General features: G+C 65.0%; 16 protein-coding genes and 1 pseudogene. 6 read left to right on the top strand and 11 right to left on the bottom strand.

The features are described 5' to 3' along the window. Window positions 1-49: 49 nt before the first annotated feature. Window positions 50-191: pseudogene (locus ACFWPX_RS24480) on the top strand (IS5/IS1182 family transposase); the annotation flags it as partial. Between the two features lie 86 nt (window positions 192-277). Here ACFWPX_RS24480 and ACFWPX_RS24475 read toward each other — a convergent pair. The 4 genes from ACFWPX_RS24475 to ACFWPX_RS24460 form a co-directional block, all read right to left on the bottom strand. Further along, window positions 278-703 (bottom strand): hypothetical protein, encoded by a 426-nt coding sequence (locus ACFWPX_RS24475; RefSeq protein WP_378929305.1) that lies wholly within the window; start codon window positions 701-703, stop codon window positions 278-280. A 133-nt stretch (window positions 704-836) separates the two neighbouring features. Further along, on the bottom strand, window positions 837-2,153 hold the full coding sequence (locus ACFWPX_RS24470) for a hypothetical protein (protein ID WP_378929303.1): 1,317 nt from the start codon (window positions 2,151-2,153) through the stop codon (window positions 837-839). A 4-nt stretch (window positions 2,154-2,157) separates the two neighbouring features. Continuing rightward, entirely contained in the window at window positions 2,158-2,457 is a 300-nt protein-coding gene (locus tag ACFWPX_RS24465) for a WXG100 family type VII secretion target (RefSeq protein WP_378929301.1), read from the bottom strand. A gap of 6 nt (window positions 2,458-2,463) precedes the next feature. Then, a complete protein-coding gene (locus tag ACFWPX_RS24460) occupies window positions 2,464-2,793 on the bottom strand; it encodes a WXG100 family type VII secretion target (RefSeq protein ID WP_378929299.1) in 330 nt (109 codons plus the stop codon). A 414-nt stretch (window positions 2,794-3,207) separates the two neighbouring features. Here ACFWPX_RS24460 and ACFWPX_RS24455 point away from each other — a divergent pair, with 414 nt between their 5' ends. After that, window positions 3,208-4,128, top strand: a complete 921-nt coding sequence (locus ACFWPX_RS24455; protein WP_378929297.1) for a 3-methyladenine DNA glycosylase — start codon at window positions 3,208-3,210, stop codon at window positions 4,126-4,128. On the opposite strand, the gene ACFWPX_RS24450 is transcribed toward ACFWPX_RS24455, so the two are convergent. Further along, window positions 4,125-5,858, bottom strand: coding sequence for a BCCT family transporter (locus tag ACFWPX_RS24450; RefSeq protein ID WP_378929295.1), 1,734 nt, complete (start codon window positions 5,856-5,858; stop codon window positions 4,125-4,127). The genes ACFWPX_RS24455 and ACFWPX_RS24450 overlap by 4 nt on opposite strands. Before the next feature lie 335 nt (window positions 5,859-6,193). Between ACFWPX_RS24450 and ACFWPX_RS24445 the strand changes: the two genes are divergently transcribed. Continuing rightward, window positions 6,194-7,741, top strand: coding sequence for an LVIVD repeat-containing protein (locus ACFWPX_RS24445; RefSeq protein WP_378929387.1), 1,548 nt, complete (start codon window positions 6,194-6,196; stop codon window positions 7,739-7,741). Then, window positions 7,738-8,364 (top strand): DUF305 domain-containing protein, encoded by a 627-nt coding sequence (locus ACFWPX_RS24440; RefSeq protein WP_378929293.1) that lies wholly within the window; start codon window positions 7,738-7,740, stop codon window positions 8,362-8,364. Before ACFWPX_RS24445 ends, ACFWPX_RS24440 begins: the two co-directional genes overlap by 4 nt. A 33-nt stretch (window positions 8,365-8,397) precedes the next feature. On the opposite strand, the gene ACFWPX_RS24435 is transcribed toward ACFWPX_RS24440, so the two are convergent. The 4 genes from ACFWPX_RS24435 to ACFWPX_RS24420 form a co-directional block, all read right to left on the bottom strand. Further along, window positions 8,398-9,252, bottom strand: a complete 855-nt coding sequence (locus tag ACFWPX_RS24435) for an isocitrate lyase/phosphoenolpyruvate mutase family protein (protein WP_378929290.1) — start codon at window positions 9,250-9,252, stop codon at window positions 8,398-8,400. 108 nt (window positions 9,253-9,360) lie between these two features. Then, the gene (locus tag ACFWPX_RS24430; protein WP_378929288.1) at window positions 9,361-10,017 is read right to left on the bottom strand and encodes a GntR family transcriptional regulator; all 657 of its coding nucleotides are present in this window, start codon (window positions 10,015-10,017) and stop codon (window positions 9,361-9,363) included. Beyond that, window positions 10,004-10,735 carry a maleate cis-trans isomerase gene (locus ACFWPX_RS24425; RefSeq protein WP_378929285.1) on the bottom strand — a complete coding sequence of 244 codons (732 nt, stop codon included), beginning with the start codon at window positions 10,733-10,735 and terminating at the stop codon, window positions 10,004-10,006. Before ACFWPX_RS24425 ends, ACFWPX_RS24430 begins: the two co-directional genes overlap by 14 nt. A gap of 118 nt (window positions 10,736-10,853) precedes the next feature. After that, entirely contained in the window at window positions 10,854-11,594 is a 741-nt protein-coding gene (locus tag ACFWPX_RS24420) for an Asp/Glu/hydantoin racemase (protein WP_378929282.1), read from the bottom strand. Between the two features lie 86 nt (window positions 11,595-11,680). Between ACFWPX_RS24420 and ACFWPX_RS24415 the strand changes: the two genes are divergently transcribed. Then, window positions 11,681-12,646: a D-2-hydroxyacid dehydrogenase gene (locus ACFWPX_RS24415; protein ID WP_378929279.1), complete on the top strand. Its 966-nt coding sequence runs from the start codon at window positions 11,681-11,683 to the stop codon at window positions 12,644-12,646. 11 nt (window positions 12,647-12,657) lie between these two features. After that, window positions 12,658-14,052, top strand: coding sequence for an amidase (locus tag ACFWPX_RS24410; protein WP_378929277.1), 1,395 nt, complete (start codon window positions 12,658-12,660; stop codon window positions 14,050-14,052). Between the two features lie 88 nt (window positions 14,053-14,140). Here the strand turns inward: ACFWPX_RS24410 and ACFWPX_RS24405 are convergent, their stop codons facing one another. Together ACFWPX_RS24405 and ACFWPX_RS24400 are read right to left on the bottom strand one after the other, a co-directional pair. Continuing rightward, the gene (locus ACFWPX_RS24405; RefSeq protein ID WP_378929274.1) at window positions 14,141-14,635 is read right to left on the bottom strand and encodes a DUF3830 family protein; all 495 of its coding nucleotides are present in this window, start codon (window positions 14,633-14,635) and stop codon (window positions 14,141-14,143) included. A 47-nt stretch (window positions 14,636-14,682) separates the two neighbouring features. Next, complete coding sequence (locus tag ACFWPX_RS24400) at window positions 14,683-15,924, bottom strand: aspartate aminotransferase family protein (RefSeq protein ID WP_378912894.1); 1,242 nt, start codon at window positions 15,922-15,924, stop codon at window positions 14,683-14,685. Window positions 15,925-15,969: the final 45 nt, after the last annotated feature.

Here is a 15,969-nt window from a genome sequence, read left to right as displayed (position 1 = left end):
GACCCTTTTCGGAGTACCTTCGCCGGAAACCTGCGTCACAGAGCTGGACAATCGGGCCCACGCGCAGCTACGCGGCCGCACAACACGCGTTCGCCCAGCTCAAGGTGTGGAATATCTTGCGGAAGCTGCGTTGTTGTCCCGACAAGACCACGCGGCTCGTGAAGGCGACCGGTGTTCTTCAGGACCGCGAGCGTCAAGCTGCTGCTGCGGCAGGAAGAAAAGTCTCACTGCAACGTCTCTCATACTATTACGCCAAACAATTTATGAATCGCAGCCATTAGTCGTCAGTAAGCACGATAAGCGCAACCTTGTCGGACGTCCTGTCGATGGCGATAAGTTCATGGAACTCCATGTGGAGATTTCCGTAGTCGTTTATCGCTGTCTCGTCCAATTTCTTGAGGACGTAGACTGATTCGCTTCGTGCGATAGCGTTAACCACCGACTGCTCAAGCTCGTTCGTCAGCGAAGGTGGAATAGTTCCGCAGTTTAGCAGCCACTTGTAAAATATATCCGTCGCAGAGGTTGCGCCAATTTCGTCAAACGATGACGGTGAGATACTCGAAATCCAGTAGGGGCCGTGGCGGATTCCATCGGGGTCGATTCCCCCTCCAACATAGTCATCTCGATATTCGACCGTGTCGATTACATTCGATATGATTGCATCGTTTGCAGTATCGCCTTGGGCGATCTTGAACGTTCTCACATCAGCCCATTGAAATTTATGATTCCCACCAGCGCCGAAATCGTAGTCGCGGAAATTAACGAATTGCATTCCAAGGTACTCCACCTTGCCCGGTACCACCCTTCGTGTCGACTATGGTTGAATACACTGCCGATTATATATGCCAGCGTTTGATTGGAACACCTGGAACACTATTGAAATCTAGAGTCGCACCGCCGGATCGACTGAATGGGCGGTAGGTGACGGTCGATGGCGGGTTGCCTGGAATCGTCCATACCTCGATATCTCCCTTCGGAGTCTGCTTCACGTCGGGTTGTCCGAGTTTCTCGGTAAGTTCCTGCCGCGCCTGCTCCAGTGCTGCCGCGGTGACGATCTGGACACCTTCAGCAGATTCTGCCCCGATCAGTTCGCCTGCTTCGTCGGTCACGACATCCAAGACTTCCTCAGCCTCTTCGGCGCCCTCATCCAACAGGACCTTCATCGCGATGATCTCCACGAGCGCGAGTGCGACCTTGCTCGTGTCGGGTACCTTTTCGAAGGCGGTGATGGCTGCGACCGCGCCACCGAACGCCCCGCTGAAGCCGAGGATCTTCAGCAGTTTCTGCGCGTTCAGGGCTTTGCGGATGCCGCTCATGGCGTTCGCGATAACCACACCGATACGAACAACGGCCAAGGCGCCGGAGCCGCCCATGGTGAATAGGAAGCCAACGGCCGCGACGCCGATGGTGACCGCAATCTCGGCGGCGAGCATTGTGAACTCATGGTTGATCGCGGTGTTGGTCTCGTGTATTCCGGTGTTGAACTCCGAGATCGGAGCCGCGATATTCTGACCTGCCAGGACAATAGTTTCAGCGGAAGTGCTGATCGTGTTCAGATGTTGCTGGATCAGCGCGCGGTTCTCTACGCGGTCCATATTGTCGAACATCTGCGAAATCGTTTCGAGCCGGGCCTTCGCCCCAGACAACGCTTCGCTGGCCGAAAAAGTAGACCATACAGTTGATACCTCAGCGAGTGCATCGATATCAGCGTTTGGTAGCTTTTTGAATTCCGCGGTAATCTCGTCGAGGAGTTTGTCGAAGAATTCGCCGTCGCCGTCGTTACGAACGCCCATGCTAGCAATCGCGGTTGTAGCCGATGGCAGTTCGACCTTGTATTCCGTCATCGCGGTTATATTCGGACGCGGCGGTGCCGGGTTGCTGTTGTTACTGGTCCCATAGTTGTAGCCGGACGCGTACAGGATGTTTCCAAAATTAGTGAGTGCGTCCGACAGGTTGGTGCAGGCCTGCAACGTGGAGCGTGCAACACCGTCGTAGGCTTGCGCCCATTCGGTGCATCCGGGCGCGTCGCCAGCCATTCCGGCGCCTTTTCCCTTGACCGCATCGTGGACAGACTTGTCCGCAGCGCGAAGGTCATTCGCCAGATCGTGGCACTTTTTCGCAGCATCATAATAGGTGACCCAGTCGACATACATCGTGTCATCCGCCTTGCAGCATACGATAATTTATGTCTATCGCATTCGTGTATCTGGAGTGTGCTGCCTTGGCGGCGGTGCTCATATCACGAATACCATCGACAAAATCACGGGCGCCGAGCGACCATCGTTGGTGAGCTCCCTGATAAGCGTCGGCCGCGACGCTCTCCCAACCGGTGCCGACCAACCCAGCGACTTGGTCATCTATCTCGTCGAGGTGTTCTGCTATGAAGCCGGCGAGCCCGCCGAGTTTGGCGATGACCTGTTCGATGTCGTCGAGGTCGACCTTGAATTCGGATCCCATCCAGGCCTACAAATCGAGACTGAACGTGCCGAGGGCGGCCGCGTTCGTTTCGTCACGTTGACTGTAGGTGTCCGCTGTGACACCCAACTTCTCGGCCATATCGGTCAGCGCGGCGATGATTTCCAGTCCGCCGGTTCGGGTTTCGGCCCATCCTGATGCGAAGGCGTCTGCGTAGTCGCCGGTCCAGGTGGCGCCCGCGCAAGCGTCAACCTCGCGGGTTGCGGTATCAAGGGCTTGTCGCAAGGTGTCTGCCAGGCCATAGACGTACTTGCCGACATCTCGAACTTTGTCGGGGAGCACAGTCAGAGACTGCCCTTCTCCCCCTGGGCTGCTCATGGTTCTGATCGTAGATGAGGATCTACCGCCCGCAAGAATGACTATGTAATTCGTCACATTCAAGCCCCTGGCGCCACTTGCGTGGGTGTCTCGCTGGCTGGGCGTGTCAACTGAACAATTGCTCACGCTGATGAGCGTTTATTCCCGTGTGTGCTGGCCGTGGACTAACGCGTCCGCGTGGACGGCACCACCGCTACTCGTCACTACATCGAGAGTCCCAGCGAGGTTGCCGACTACACCGGACTGCTCGGCCCCGGGTTTGGCGTGAACTCGTGTCGAGCCTTTGCGTCAACTCGTGTCGAAAGCGTGTCACAAGTCTAATCTCGGCCCTCACCACCCCCCTGGGATGGCACCCACCGAACCCCCGATTCAGCCCGGTTCAGAGGTTCCTCACCGGTACGGGACAATGGCTACGTGAGCACCCCCGACCACCTCGACCACCCCACTGACCTGCACATATCGCCGGTCACGGAGTGGCAGGCCGCCGCGCGCGCGCACCGTGACCGGCTCGATCGGCTGGTCGGGCCGTATCTCGAGCGGCGGGCGGCGGGAACCACCCATCCGGTCGTGGATTTCTTGTTCACCTACTACGGCAACAAGCCTTCGCAGCTGCGCCGATGGCATCCGGGGTTCGGGGTCGCACTGCGTGACGCGGGCGACTATCGGGGTGCTCGGGGGTATCACGAGCTTCCCGGCGAGCAGAACGTGTTCACCGCCGACCCGGCCTATCTGGCCAAACGGCGCGACACGATCGAGTTCGTGTCCGGACTGCTCACCGCCACCGCGCGGCGCCCGGCGCAGTTGTCGTGTTTCGGGCTGCACGAATGGGCGATGGTCTATCGCACCGACGACGTCCGCCACCAGCAGGTTCCGCTGCGCTTGGGGCACGCGGGCACCGACGCGGTGGTGGAGTCGATGTCGTTGCGGTGCACGCACTTCGACGCGTTCCGGTTCTTCACACCGGAGGCGGTGGGGCGCAATGTCGAACCGCTCACTCGCGCAGACCAAGTGGCGCGCGAACAGCCCGGGTGTCTGCACGCGAATATGGATCTTTATAAATGGGGTTTCAAACTCGCCCCCCTGATCTCCTCGGACCTGCTGCTCGACTGCTTCGAACTCGCCTGCACCGCACGCGAACTCGATATGCGAGCCAGTCCCTACGATCTGTCCGGCTTCGGCTACGAGCCGGTGCGCATCGAAACACCCACTGGGCGAGCGGATTACGTTCGCGCCCAGGCGGCGATCGCCGAATCCGCGGACGCACTGCGGGATCGCCTGCGCCTGGCCTGCGCCGAGTTGTCGTCGGCGCAGGCCAGGATCGACGCCGCGGACTAGCCGCGTTTGTCGGTATCGACGCGGGGGTTCTCGGGCGTGTCCGGCGACGCTTCCGTGACGAGAGAGAAGTCGCCGTCATGTATTTCGGTGCCCTGGTCGACAGCGACCTCGACCAGTTCGATGCCACGATCCATGCGCACGATCAGCGGGTCGTCACGCAGGTCCTTGTACAGCGACACACACATCGCCACCATCACCACCAGGAACGGCAGTGACACCACTGTGGTCAACGCCTGGAGGCCGGTCAGAGCACCGCCGAGATTGTCGGAATCGGCGATCACCAGCATGATCGCGGCGACGGCGCCGGTCGCCGCGCCCCAGAAGATGACAACCCACTTCGACGGTTCGATGTTGCCGCGCTCGGACAGCGTGCCCATCACGATGGAGGCCGCGTCGGCGCCGGAGACGAAGAAGATGGCGACGAGGATCATCACCACGACCGTGGTCACCGACGTGATCGGGTACTGGTCGAGCAGGTGGAACAGGGCGAAGTTGGAGTCCACCGAGCCGTCGGGTTCGGTGAGCGCACCGTCTTTTGTCTGTTCGGCGATGCCAGCGCCGCCGAAGATCGCGAACCACAGCAGGCTCACCACGCTCGGCACCAGCAGCACGCCCGTGACGAATTGGCGGATGGTGCGGCCGCGGCTGATCCGCGCGATGAACATGCCGACGAACGGCGTCCACGAGATCCACCAGGCCCAGTAGAAGATCGTCCAGCTCGACAGCCACGTCTGCATCGCGTCGTCACCGGCGCCGGTGCGCGAAGCCATCGTCGGCAGGCTCTCGATGTAGTCGCCGAGCGAGGTCGGCAGCATATTGAGGATGAACAACGTCGGCCCCGCGATGAACACGAATGCCGCGATCGCCAGGGCAAGCACCATATTGATGTTGGACAGCCACTGGATGCCGCGCGCGACACCCGAGACCGCCGACAGAACGAAGGCCACGCACAGGCCCGCGATGATCGCGACCAGGCCGATCTTGCCGATGCTGTCGATCCAGCCGTTGAATTCCATGCCGGCGCCGATCTGCAACGCGCCGAGGCCGAGGGAGGCGGCCGAGCCGAACAGGGTGGCGAAGATCGCCATCATGTCGATGACACGGCCGCCGATACCGTCCGCGTGGTGACCGAGCAGCGGCCGGAACACCGCGGAGATCAACTGCGAGCGGCCTTTTCGGAATGTGCCGTAGGCGATGGCCAGACCCGCGACGGCGTAGATCGCCCACGGGTGCAGGGTCCAGTGGAACAGCGTGGTGGCCATGGCGACCTCGGCGGCTGCCGGGGAACCGGGCTCGGCGGTGTGCGGCGGCGGATTCACGAAGTGCGACAGCGGTTCCGCCACACCCCAGAACATCAGGCCGATGCCCATGCCCGCGCTGAACATCATCGCGATCCATGACACGGTGCGGAATTCGGGTTTCTCGTCGTCGTCGCCGAGCGGGATCCGGCCGTAGCGGCTGATCGCCAGCCAGATCACGAAGATCACGAACGCTGTCGCGGTGAGCACGAACAACCAGCCGGTATTGGTGATGACCCATTTCTGAGCGGTGCTCGCGGCGGAGGCGAGGCTTTCGTCGTCGAAGACACCCCAGGCGACGAAGGCGAGTGCACCGATCGCGGTGGCGCAGAAGATGAGCAGATCCAGCCTGGATTTGCCTGGCGACCTACCGGCTACCACTTCCCGGGGCGGCGGTGTGCCCCCGGACCTTCCTACGACATCGTTCGACATGGATCCGAGTCCTCTCCGATCGCGGAAACTCCCCGCCTTGACAGACGCTGGCCGTACAGAGCAACCGTACAGCGTATGGGCGGCCGCCCGAGGTAAGCACGAGCCCGCCCAACACCCTGTTCCCCGAAACACCCTTCCGCAACCATTCATCCGGCCTACCATTCGTGACACGGCACAACTGTCTGAGCCAGTTGTGTTGTCAGCAGCATTGATTGGGGAGGGCAACGATGCCACCGAAACCGCGCACCGACACACCATCCAGCGCCGAGGCCACGACCCGGCCGGTCGAACCAGGGGCAACCGCACCACAGCCCCCTGACCGGCGACATTCTCTGATCCGGTATGTGGCAGCTGCCGCGATCACCGCACTCGTGGCGCTCGGCCTGCCGTCGGGAGCGTCCGCGGATTTCGGTGCGGACCTGACCGGTGCGGTGCACGAATTTCTCGAGGTGGGCCGAACGGCGGTGCCGCGCGCCGACTGCGGGCCCGGATCGCTGCCGGAGACCGGGTTGCAGGGTGATGTACCGGCGATTGACCGAGACAGTGGGCGCAGCACCCAGGGTTATCGCTGCAATATATCCATGATCGGGGGCTACGCCGGGCGGGGAGCGGGCATCACCTCCACCAGTTTCGAGCACTGCGCCTACGTCGGCACCTTCTTCCCCGGGAACATGCTCAGCGAGCACCCCGGCGTACAGGTCCTCGATGTCTCCGATCCCACCGCGCCGCGGCTGACCGCGACGCTCGCCGAGCCCGCCATGCTGGCCGGGACCTGGGAGACGTTGAAGGTCAACACGACTCGCAAACTGCTGGTCGGGACGGGCGTGCCGGTGGGCATGGGCGCCGGATACCTGTCGGTTTACGACGTCTCCGATTGCGCGCATCCGCGCCTGCTCAATCCGGGGACCGGCACGAATCTGCTGATGCCACTGCCGATCACGACGCACGAAGGCGGCTTCTCGCCCGATGGTCGCACGTATTGGGCGTCGGGCCTTGTGCCCGGATTTCTCAGCGCGATCGATCTCACCGATCCGGCGAATCCCCGGGTGATCTGGCAGGGAGTGACGGGGATCGAGGCACACGGGCTCGGCGTGAGTCCCGACGGGAACCGGCTCTACATCTCCGCGCTGGGCGGCTTCACCGTGCTCGATGTGAGCGCGGTGCAACGACGCGACCCGAATCCGCACGTGCCGCATCTCGGCCGCACCTTCTGGACCGACGGGTGGGCCACCCAGCACAGCGTGCCCGTGACCTATGACGGCGTGCCCCATCTGTTCACCGTCGACGAGGGCGGTGCCGGTGGGGTGAAACTCATCGACGTCTCCGACGACAGCGCGCCCCGCATCACCGCCAAGATCAAACTCGAGATCAACCTGCCCGCCAATATCGACTCCGGTATCGGTTCCTCGATGGGCGGTTCGGCGTTCTCCTACGAATCGCACTACTGCACCGCCGACCGTCCCGACAACCCGACCGCGCTGGCCTGCGGCTGGATCTCCTCCGGTATCCGGGTGTTCGACGTCCGCGATCCCGGCGACATCCGCGAGATCGCCTACTTCAACCCGCCTGCCAAGACCGGCCGTAACCTCGAGATCTGGAACTCGCCCCACGCGCTGGCCTCGATCATCGGGATCCCACTGATGAGCGCCCCGGCCGCGCTGCGGGCGATGGCCGAGGGGCTGTTCGATCCGGCGCAGGTGCTGACCGCCCGAGCAGGCGATATCGCGTTCGGTGACCTGTCCACGGACTGGTGCCTTTCGCCGCCGGAGTGGCGTGGCGATCAGCTGTATGTCACCTGCTCCGACAATGGGTTCATGGTGTTGCAACTCGACAACGAGGTGTACACACCGCCCGCGAATCAGCAGTCCACGGTCGGGTCGTGACCGTGAACCGGGTGATCCGCCTGGCGTTCGCGGGCGCCGCCACCCTTTTCCTGCTGGCGCTCGGTGCCGCACTGCGACCGCTCTTCGTCACCGAAACAGCCACGCCCGCTCCGATTCTCACCGCGACGGAGCTCGGCTTCGTCCAGGACATGACCGCCCATCACCAACAGGCGCTGATCCTCACCGAACGCCTCGACCCGGCCGCCGACCCCACCGTGCGCAGACTGGCCGACCAGATCGCCGACACCCAGCGGGTGGAGATCGGCACGCTGCTCGGCTGGACCCAACTCGCCCGCGCCGCACCCACCGCGGCTGTGCCGATGACCTGGATGGCCCGAACCCACCAGCACTCGACCACTGCCTCGGCAACGATGCCCGGCATGGCCACCACGGCCGACCTCGACACCCTCGCCGCGGCCCGCGCGGCCGACGCCGAAATCCTCTTCCTGCAACTGATGTACCGCCACCACGCGGGCGGCGTCACGATGGCCCGCGCCGCCGACACGCTCCTCACCTCGGGCCCGGTAAAACAGGCCGCCCGCGCGATGGCCCAATCCCAAAGCCAGGAACTGGGCTACCTCGGCATGCTCCTCGACCTGAGAGGTGCCCGGCCCACCTCCTGATCGAGATCAGCAGGCGCCGGCACGGATCGGGTCTCAGGTGCGATCGGTGAAGTGGGCGTTGAGAGCCGATTGGGTGAGTTGGGTGTTGCCGTAGGTGAAGGTGCCGTGCTCGGCGAGCTCGTTGGCCGCGTCGAGCAGGTGGCGGTAGAGCAGGCGCGCGATGCTGCCGCCTACGGTGACCCGGCGGACGCCGAGGTCGGCCAGTTCGGCCATCGACAAGGCGCCACCGGTCAGTCCCATGACGACATTGAGTGGTCCGTCGAGCGCGTCGACGAGGGCGGCGATCGTGGTGGCGTCGGCGGCCCCGGGCACGAAGGCACAGTCCGCGCCCGCGGCGAGGTAGGAGTTGGCACGGCGAATCGCTTCGTCGAGACCCGCGTCCACGAGCAGAGCGTCGGTGCGACCGACGAGCACGAACGGTTCACCGCTGGCAGCCACCGCCGCGCGCGCCGCGCGGACCCGGTCCACCGCGTGCACCTCGTCGAACAGTGGGGTGGTTCGGTCGCCGGTGAAGTCCTCGATATTGCCGCCCGCCGCACCGGCGTCGATGGCGAGCGAGATCGTGGTCGCCACTTCCTGGGCGTCGGGGCCGTACCCCTCCTCGAGGTCGGCGCTGACCGGTACCCGCACGGCGGCGGTGATCTCGTTGATCCGACGCATCATCGTCGAACGATCGACGCGACCGTGCTCGCCGTGCTCGGTGAAGAAATCGTGATCGGGGCGACCGAAGGAGAACGCGACGCCCGCGCTGGTGGTGGCGATCGCCGGAAATCCCACTGATTCGAGAATCCGGGCGCTGCCGGCGTCCCAGGCATTCGGAAGCAGGAAACAACCCGCGCGGTGCAGGTCGACGAAAGCCTGTGCGCGTATTCGCTGTTCGCTGTCCACAAGAGCTCCTGGGGGAATCGGAGTGTCCTTACGAGCCCATTCTGCCCCGCCCTGCCCATCGACCACACAGTTGCTCGACTGGTGGAAGGCAGTGCCGCTGACCTGAAACTAGCGCGCACGCAGGCGACGCACGGCGTCGTCCATGTGTTCCACGAGTAGGGCGCGTGCCCGCTCGGGCGAGCCGGTGCCGATCGCTTCGTGCAGTTCGACGTGTTCGCGGGCTTGTTCGCGGAGGTCGGGGTAGGTGGTTTGGAGCGCGCCGAGGCACATGCGGGTTTCGATGAGCAGGGTGCGGGCGGCCCGGACGAGGCGGGGACTGTCGGCGGCGGTGACGAGGGCTTCGTGGAAGGCCTGGTCGGCGTCGGAGACCCCGGGAGCGTCGCCCGCTTCGGCGGTGAGCCGCATGGCGGTGACGCTGGGTTGCAGTGCGGCGTAGGCGATATCGCGGCGGCCGTCGAGGATGAGATCGAGTGCGCCGCCTTCCAGGGCGGTGCGGGCGCGATAGATGTCGACGACGTCGTCGGTGGTGAGTTCGATGACGAAGATGCCGCGGTTGCGGATGCTGAACAGCAGGCCCTCCTGGACGAGGCGTTGCATGGCCTCGCGCACGGGTCCGCGGGAGACGCCGAAACTGGTTGCCAGATCGGCTTCACCGAGCTGGGCGCCGGGGGCGAGCGCACCGCGCATGATCGCCTCGCGCAGTCGGCCGGCGATCATCTCCGCGGTGGACTGCTGGTTGACCGGCTCGAAATCAATGATCGACATGCCGACTCTCCTCCGCGAACAACGCGCCGAGTTCAGGGGCGAAGGCGGTGACCCCGGCCAGCCGCAAACCTTCCCAGATGGTGACCTGGTTCGCCGTGAGCACCGGCTTACCGAGCGCGGCTTCGAGTTTCGGGAGCACCTCGAGAGTATGCATGGCGGTATCCGGGATGAGCAGTGCCTGGGCGTCGGGGTGGTCGTTGGTGACGGCCAGAGTCAGGACCTGGTCGGGGTCGAGGGTGCCGACCTCGGCGGCGGTGTCGATGCCGGCACTCGACATCGACACCACCTCGATGCCCGCGTCGGCGAGGAAGTCGACGAACAACCGCGCCACCTCCTCGGGGTAACTCGCGACGACGGCCACCCGCCGCACACCGAGCGCACGCGCCGCTTCGACGAACGCGAAACTCGTACTGGAGGCGGGCACACCGGCCGCCTCGGCAAGGCTCTCGACCTGACCGCGAGCGCCCTCGGGCCCATAGACGAAACTGCCCGAGGTGCACGCCCAGACAACGGCGGCGGGTTCCTCGGGTGCCAGCAACGACGCACCGTGACGCAACTTCTCGGGGCTGCCCAGGTCGAGCAGTTCGGCGATCGCGTGCAGATCGGTGCCGTAGATGTGAGCCACCGGCATCGCGGCGTCGAGCAGGGCCGCGGCGCGCGGGTAGTCGTCCTCGGCGGCGTGATCGGGATAGATGAATCCGATTGTCGGCATATGCATCTCGCTCCGTTCAGAAGACATCGACGAGCCACTTTCCTGGGCAGAATGTCGCGTCAGCATTGGCTCAGAAGACATCGACGAGCCACTTTCCTGGGCAGAATGTCGCGTCAGCATTGGCTCAGAAGACATCGACGAGCCACTTTCCTGGGCCCATCATGGGCAGTTTCATACGACCCAGGCAGGCCCACATGGTCAGTTGATTGGCGGTGAGGACCGGTTTGCCGAGTGCCTGTTCGAGTGGCTCGATCACGTCGTAGGTCGGCAGGTTGGTGCAGCTGACGAAGATCGCTTCCGAGCGTGGGTCGTCGGCGCCGAGAATCCGTTCGGCGATGGTGCGGTAGTTGACCTTCCAGATACCGCCGCCGAGCCCGAGGTGATCGGACTTGATCGTGGCGCATCCCGCTTCGTCGAGGAAGTCGTGCAGCTTGCCGGTGAGGACCTCGTCGTAGGGCGTGATCACCGACATCCGGGTGATGTTGAGGTGCTTGATCGCTTCCACCAGGGCGCCGGAGGTGGTCACCGCGTCGGGTGCGCCCGCCAGGCAGATGGTTTCCCGCAGGGATCGTTCGTAGGCGAGTCCGTTGATGAAGCTGCCCGAAGTACACAGGTACGCGACGACTTCCGGCTCCACGTGCAGGACGTCGTGAGTGGCCGCGGTGAGGTGCAGCGGGTTGGACACCAGTTCGGCCATGGCCAGCGACACCGGCACCGGTTCATAGGGGGTGCGGGCCAGATGCAGACTCACCTCCAGGGGCGCCCACCGCCACAGTTCCCGTTCGAGGGCGAGGTCGAACGGCGCGATCACGCCGATGCCTCGTTGGGCAACCGGCCCGTCGATGTCCGGGAAGCTGAACTCCACTGCGGCCCCTCTCGCGCTCAGCCGGGCAGACCTCCGAACACGATCGGATTGTTGACAATCATACGATCTGATCGTACGGTGTCAATGTGGAAAACGGGCCGATTGTCACCGTCCTACATCGTGACAGTGTGCCCGAATCGGACCTCATGGCCCCCGTTGCCGAACGCGCCGACGTGCGCTACACCGAGGCCGACGGGCTCGCCGATGCGCTAAGCGGCGCCGATGTGCTGTTCGTCTACGACTTCCAGTCTCGCGCCGTACCCGGTGCGTGGCACAGCGCCGACCGCTTGCGCTGGCTGCACATGGGTGGCGTCGGCGTGGATCCGGTGATGTTCCCGGAACTGCGAGCATCTGATGTGGTGGTCACCAATACCCGCAATGTCTTCGACGCGGCCATCGCCGAATATGTTCTCGGACAGATCATTTCGTTCGCCAAGGACCTGCCGGGGTCGATCCGGCTCCAGCAGCGGCACGAGTGGCGGCACCGGGAATCCGAACGCGTCGCCGGCGCCACCGCGCTGATCGTCGGGACCGGCTCGATCGGCCGCACCATCGCGCGACTGCTGCGCGCCGCGGGAATGACAGTGCGTGGGGTCGGGCGCCGTGCGCGCACCGGCGACCCGGATTTCGACACCATCAGCGACGATCTGCATGCCGAATTGCCCGGCGCCGACTACGTGATCGCGATCGCGCCGCTCACCGCGCAGACCACGCACATGTTCGATGCCGCCGCGTTCGCGGCGATGAAACCGCATGCCAGGTTTGTCAATGTCGGGCGCGGGGAACTAGTGGTTACCGACGATCTCGTCGCCGCGCTCGGCAACGGTTCGATCGCCGCGGCCGCACTGGACGTGGTCGACCCGGAGCCGCTACCTGCCGGTCATCCGCTGTGGGATCTGCCGAATGTGGTGCTCACGCCACATAATTCGGGCGATTTCCACGGCTGGCGCACCGAGATCGTCCGCGCATTCACCGACAACTTCGGCAGGTGGGCAGCCGGTCTGCCGCTGAACAACGTTGTCGACAAGACGCTCGGGTACGTGCCCGGCTGAAGGAGCCCGCCATGACGCAGCCCGATCTCCCCACCGATCCCACCGTGATGACGGCGGTTCAGCTGGTTTCGGCCTACGCGGTCGGCCAGCTCTCCCCCGTCGAGGCCGCGCAGGCCTGTCTGGATGCCATCGCCGCCCGCGACGGCGCGCTCAACGCGTTCTGCCTGGTGGATCCGGATCGGGCGCTGGTGCAGGCCAAGGATTCCGAGGCGCGCTGGCAATCGGGCAATCCGCGCGGGCTGCTCGACGGTGTGCCGATTTCCATCAAGGACATCTTTCTCACCGAGGGGTGGCCGACCCTGCGCGGTTCCACCTGTGTCGACGCGGGCGGACCGTGGCTGGTGGACAGTCCGGTCGCCGCTCGGCTGCGCGAGGACGGGCTGGTGTTCGTCGGTAAGACGACCACGCCGGAGATCGCCTGGAAGGGGGTCACCGACAGTCCACTCACCGGGGTCACCCGCAATCCCGCCGATCCGGCCACGACGGCAGGCGGGTCGTCCGGGGGCAGCGCGGCGGCGGTAGCGGGTGGGATGACGCCGGTCTCGGTCGGCACCGACGGGGGTGGCAGCATCCGGATTCCGGCCTCGTTCTGCGGGATCGTCGGTTTCAAACCCACGCACGGGCGGATTCCGCTCTACCCGGCCAGCCCGTTCGGCCCGCTCGCGCACGCCGGACCGATGACGCGCACCGTGGAGGACGCGGCGCTGCTGATGGACATCCTCTCGCTGCCCGATCCGCGCGACCCGACCGCGTTGGCGCCCACCTTCACGACCTTCCGCAGTCAGATACAGCGCGATGTGCGCGGGCTGTCGGTCGGCTACTCCGCCACGCTCGGGTACGCGCAGGTGGACCCCGAGGTCGCCCAGATCGTCGAGAGTGCGGTGGCGCGATTGGCCGAGGCCGATCTGACCATCGATGCGGTCGATCCCGGATTCGCCGATCCGCGTGCGGCTTTCGAAACGCTGTGGGCCGCGGGTGCGGCGACCATGCTGGCGAAGTTCCCCGCCGGGTCGCGCGAGAAGGTGGATGCCGGTTTGGGCGAGGTGTGGGCGCGCGGCGAATCCGTCAGTGCCATCGACTATCTCGACGCCCGCCACGTCGCCGCCGAGGTCGGCATCACGATGGGCAACTTCCATATGGCCTACGACGTCCTGATCACCCCGACCATGCCGATCACCGCGTTCGAAGCCGGACACGATGTGCCGCCGGGCAGCGGGCTGAGCGGCTGGCCCGACTGGACCCCGTTCACCTACCCGTTCAACATGACCCAGCAGCCCGCCATCAGCATCCCGGTCGGCAGAACTCGCGCCGGAATGCCGGTGGGCTTACAGATCGTCGGACCACGTCATTCCGACGACTTGATTCTCGCGGTCGCCAGGCACGCCGAGTTCGTGCTGAACTACTGAAGTAGATAGACCATTTCGGCGCCGCCGTATCTGTTCGGCGGCGCCGAACAGATACGGCGGCAAGCGAAAGTCTTGCCGTAGTGCCTGCTCATGCGCGGGCGAAGGCCAACGTCTCGCCCTCGACACCGCGCAACCACAGCCCGTTGCAGGCAGCCGCCAAGTCCGCGAGCCCATCCTCGATGGTGGCGAAGACGCTGCCGGGAACCCAGCCCAGGTCGCCGTTGATCAGCAAATTGTTGCGGCCGTAGAACAGGGCCACGTCGGTCGCGCCCTGGGCGTGGTGGGCGGCCGAGCCTGGTTCGTAGCCGTAGGCGGGGTTGCCGATTTCCCACGGCTCGAAATCGAAGAGGCAGACGTCGCCGGGAATCGGTGTGACGGTGGGGTTTTCGCGATGCGGTGCCGCGGTGATGCGTGGCACCAGGGCGTAGACCTCGTTGCGGGCGTATTTGGCGTGGAAGGCGTCGCCCTCCTGCGGGAGCGCATCCCAGACGGCGGCGCACGTGAGCGGAGCTTCGTCGTCGAGGAGGCGGGCGCGGCAGGTGACGCCGGCTTTGGTGAGGGTGATGCTCATGTAGCGGGCCATCGGGTCCTGCTTCCTGTGCGGTGCGAGCAGAGCGTGGTCGGTGCGGACTACAGCTCGGCGAGAACCTCCGACCAGATACCCAGGGCGTCCTTCACCTGGGTGTCGGTGACGATCAGCGGCGGGATCATGCGCACGACGTTCATGTGCGCACCGCAGGTGAGCAGCAGCAATCCTTTGTCGACGGCCGACTTCTGCGCGGCGGACGCGGTCTCGGTGTCGGGTTCACCTGTCGCCGTGGTGAATTCGGCGCCGACGAGCAGGCCGAGCCCGCGAACATCACCGATCGCCTTGGTGGCGAGCGCCCGGACACCGGCGAGCAGCTGCGTGCCGCGAACGGCGGCGTTGTCGACGAGCCCCTCGGCCTCGATCACCTCGAGAGTCGCGACGGCGGCGGCACAGGCCACGGCATTGCCGCCGTATGTCCCGCCCTGTGACCCCGGCCAGGCCTTCGCCATCAACTCCCGCGACGCCGCGATGCCCGACAGCGGGAAGCCGCTGGCCAGGCCCTTGGCGATGGTGATCACGTCGGGGCGAACGTCGAAGTGCTGGTGGCCGAAGAACTTTCCGGTCCGGCCGAAGCCGGTTTGGATCTCGTCGAAGACCAGCAAGATCCCGTGCCGGTCGGCGCGCTCGCGCAGACCGTGGAAGAACCGGGTGTTGCCGGGTATATAGCCGCCTTCGCCCAGCACCGGTTCGACGATGAACGCCGCGGTTTCCGCGGGCGAGGTGAGGGTGGCGAGCAGGTAGTCGAGCTCACGCAGCGCGAAGTCGGTGGCTTCCTCCTCGCTCCAGCCGTAGCGGAACGCGGTCGGGAACGGGGCCACGTGCACACCCGACATCAGCGGGCTGAACCCGGCCGAGAACCGGGTCCCCGAGGTGGTCATGGTCGCGGCGGCGACAGTACGGCCGTGAAAACCGCCGTGGAAGACGATCACGTTCGGCCGCCCGGTGGCTTGGCGGACCAGGCGCAGCGCCGCCTCGACCGCTTCGCTGCCGGAGTTGGCGAAGAACAGCGCGTCCAAGCCCTCGGGCAGGACGGTGCCGAGCCGCTCGGTGAGTTCCAGCAGCGGCCGGTGCAGCACCGTCGTGTACTGGCCGTGGATCAGGCTGGCGACCTGGGCTTGCGCGGCCGCGACCACGGTGGGATGGCAGTGCCCGGTGCTGGTGACGCCGATCCCGGCGGTGAAATCCAGGTAGCGGCGACCGTCGGTGTCGTAGAGGTAGCAGCCTGCGCCGTGGTCGACATGGACGGGCGTGGCCTGCTTCAGGACGGGAGACAGCTCGGTCATCAAAGACTCCCCAGATTGTCTATTGTCGGATTGTTGACAATATGC

Source organism: Nocardia sp. NPDC058518 (genome assembly GCF_042719655.1).
Classification (GTDB): domain Bacteria; phylum Actinomycetota; class Actinomycetes; order Mycobacteriales; family Mycobacteriaceae; genus Nocardia.
Note: the sequence above shows the minus strand (reverse complement) of the source record. Positions and strands in the feature narration are given on the sequence as shown.

Excerpts from the sequence above, each read along its gene's own strand:
- ACFWPX_RS24470 (WP_378929303.1), bottom strand. The coding sequence starts at position 2,153 with ATGTATGTCGACTGGGTCACCTATTATGATGCTGCGAAAAAGTGCCAC.
- ACFWPX_RS24465 (WP_378929301.1), bottom strand. The coding sequence starts at position 2,457 with ATGGGATCCGAATTCAAGGTCGACCTCGACGACATCGAACAGGTCATC.
- ACFWPX_RS24460 (WP_378929299.1), bottom strand. The coding sequence starts at position 2,793 with ATGAGCAGCCCAGGGGGAGAAGGGCAGTCTCTGACTGTGCTCCCCGAC.
- ACFWPX_RS24450 (WP_378929295.1), bottom strand. The coding sequence starts at position 5,858 with ATGTCGAACGATGTCGTAGGAAGGTCCGGGGGCACACCGCCGCCCCGG.
- ACFWPX_RS24430 (WP_378929288.1), bottom strand. The coding sequence starts at position 10,017 with ATGTCGATCATTGATTTCGAGCCGGTCAACCAGCAGTCCACCGCGGAG.
- ACFWPX_RS24425 (WP_378929285.1), bottom strand. The coding sequence starts at position 10,735 with ATGCATATGCCGACAATCGGATTCATCTATCCCGATCACGCCGCCGAG.
- ACFWPX_RS24410 (WP_378929277.1), top strand. The coding sequence starts at position 12,658 with ATGACGCAGCCCGATCTCCCCACCGATCCCACCGTGATGACGGCGGTT.
- ACFWPX_RS24405 (WP_378929274.1), bottom strand. The coding sequence starts at position 14,635 with ATGGCCCGCTACATGAGCATCACCCTCACCAAAGCCGGCGTCACCTGC.
- ACFWPX_RS24400 (WP_378912894.1), bottom strand. The coding sequence starts at position 15,924 with ATGACCGAGCTGTCTCCCGTCCTGAAGCAGGCCACGCCCGTCCATGTC.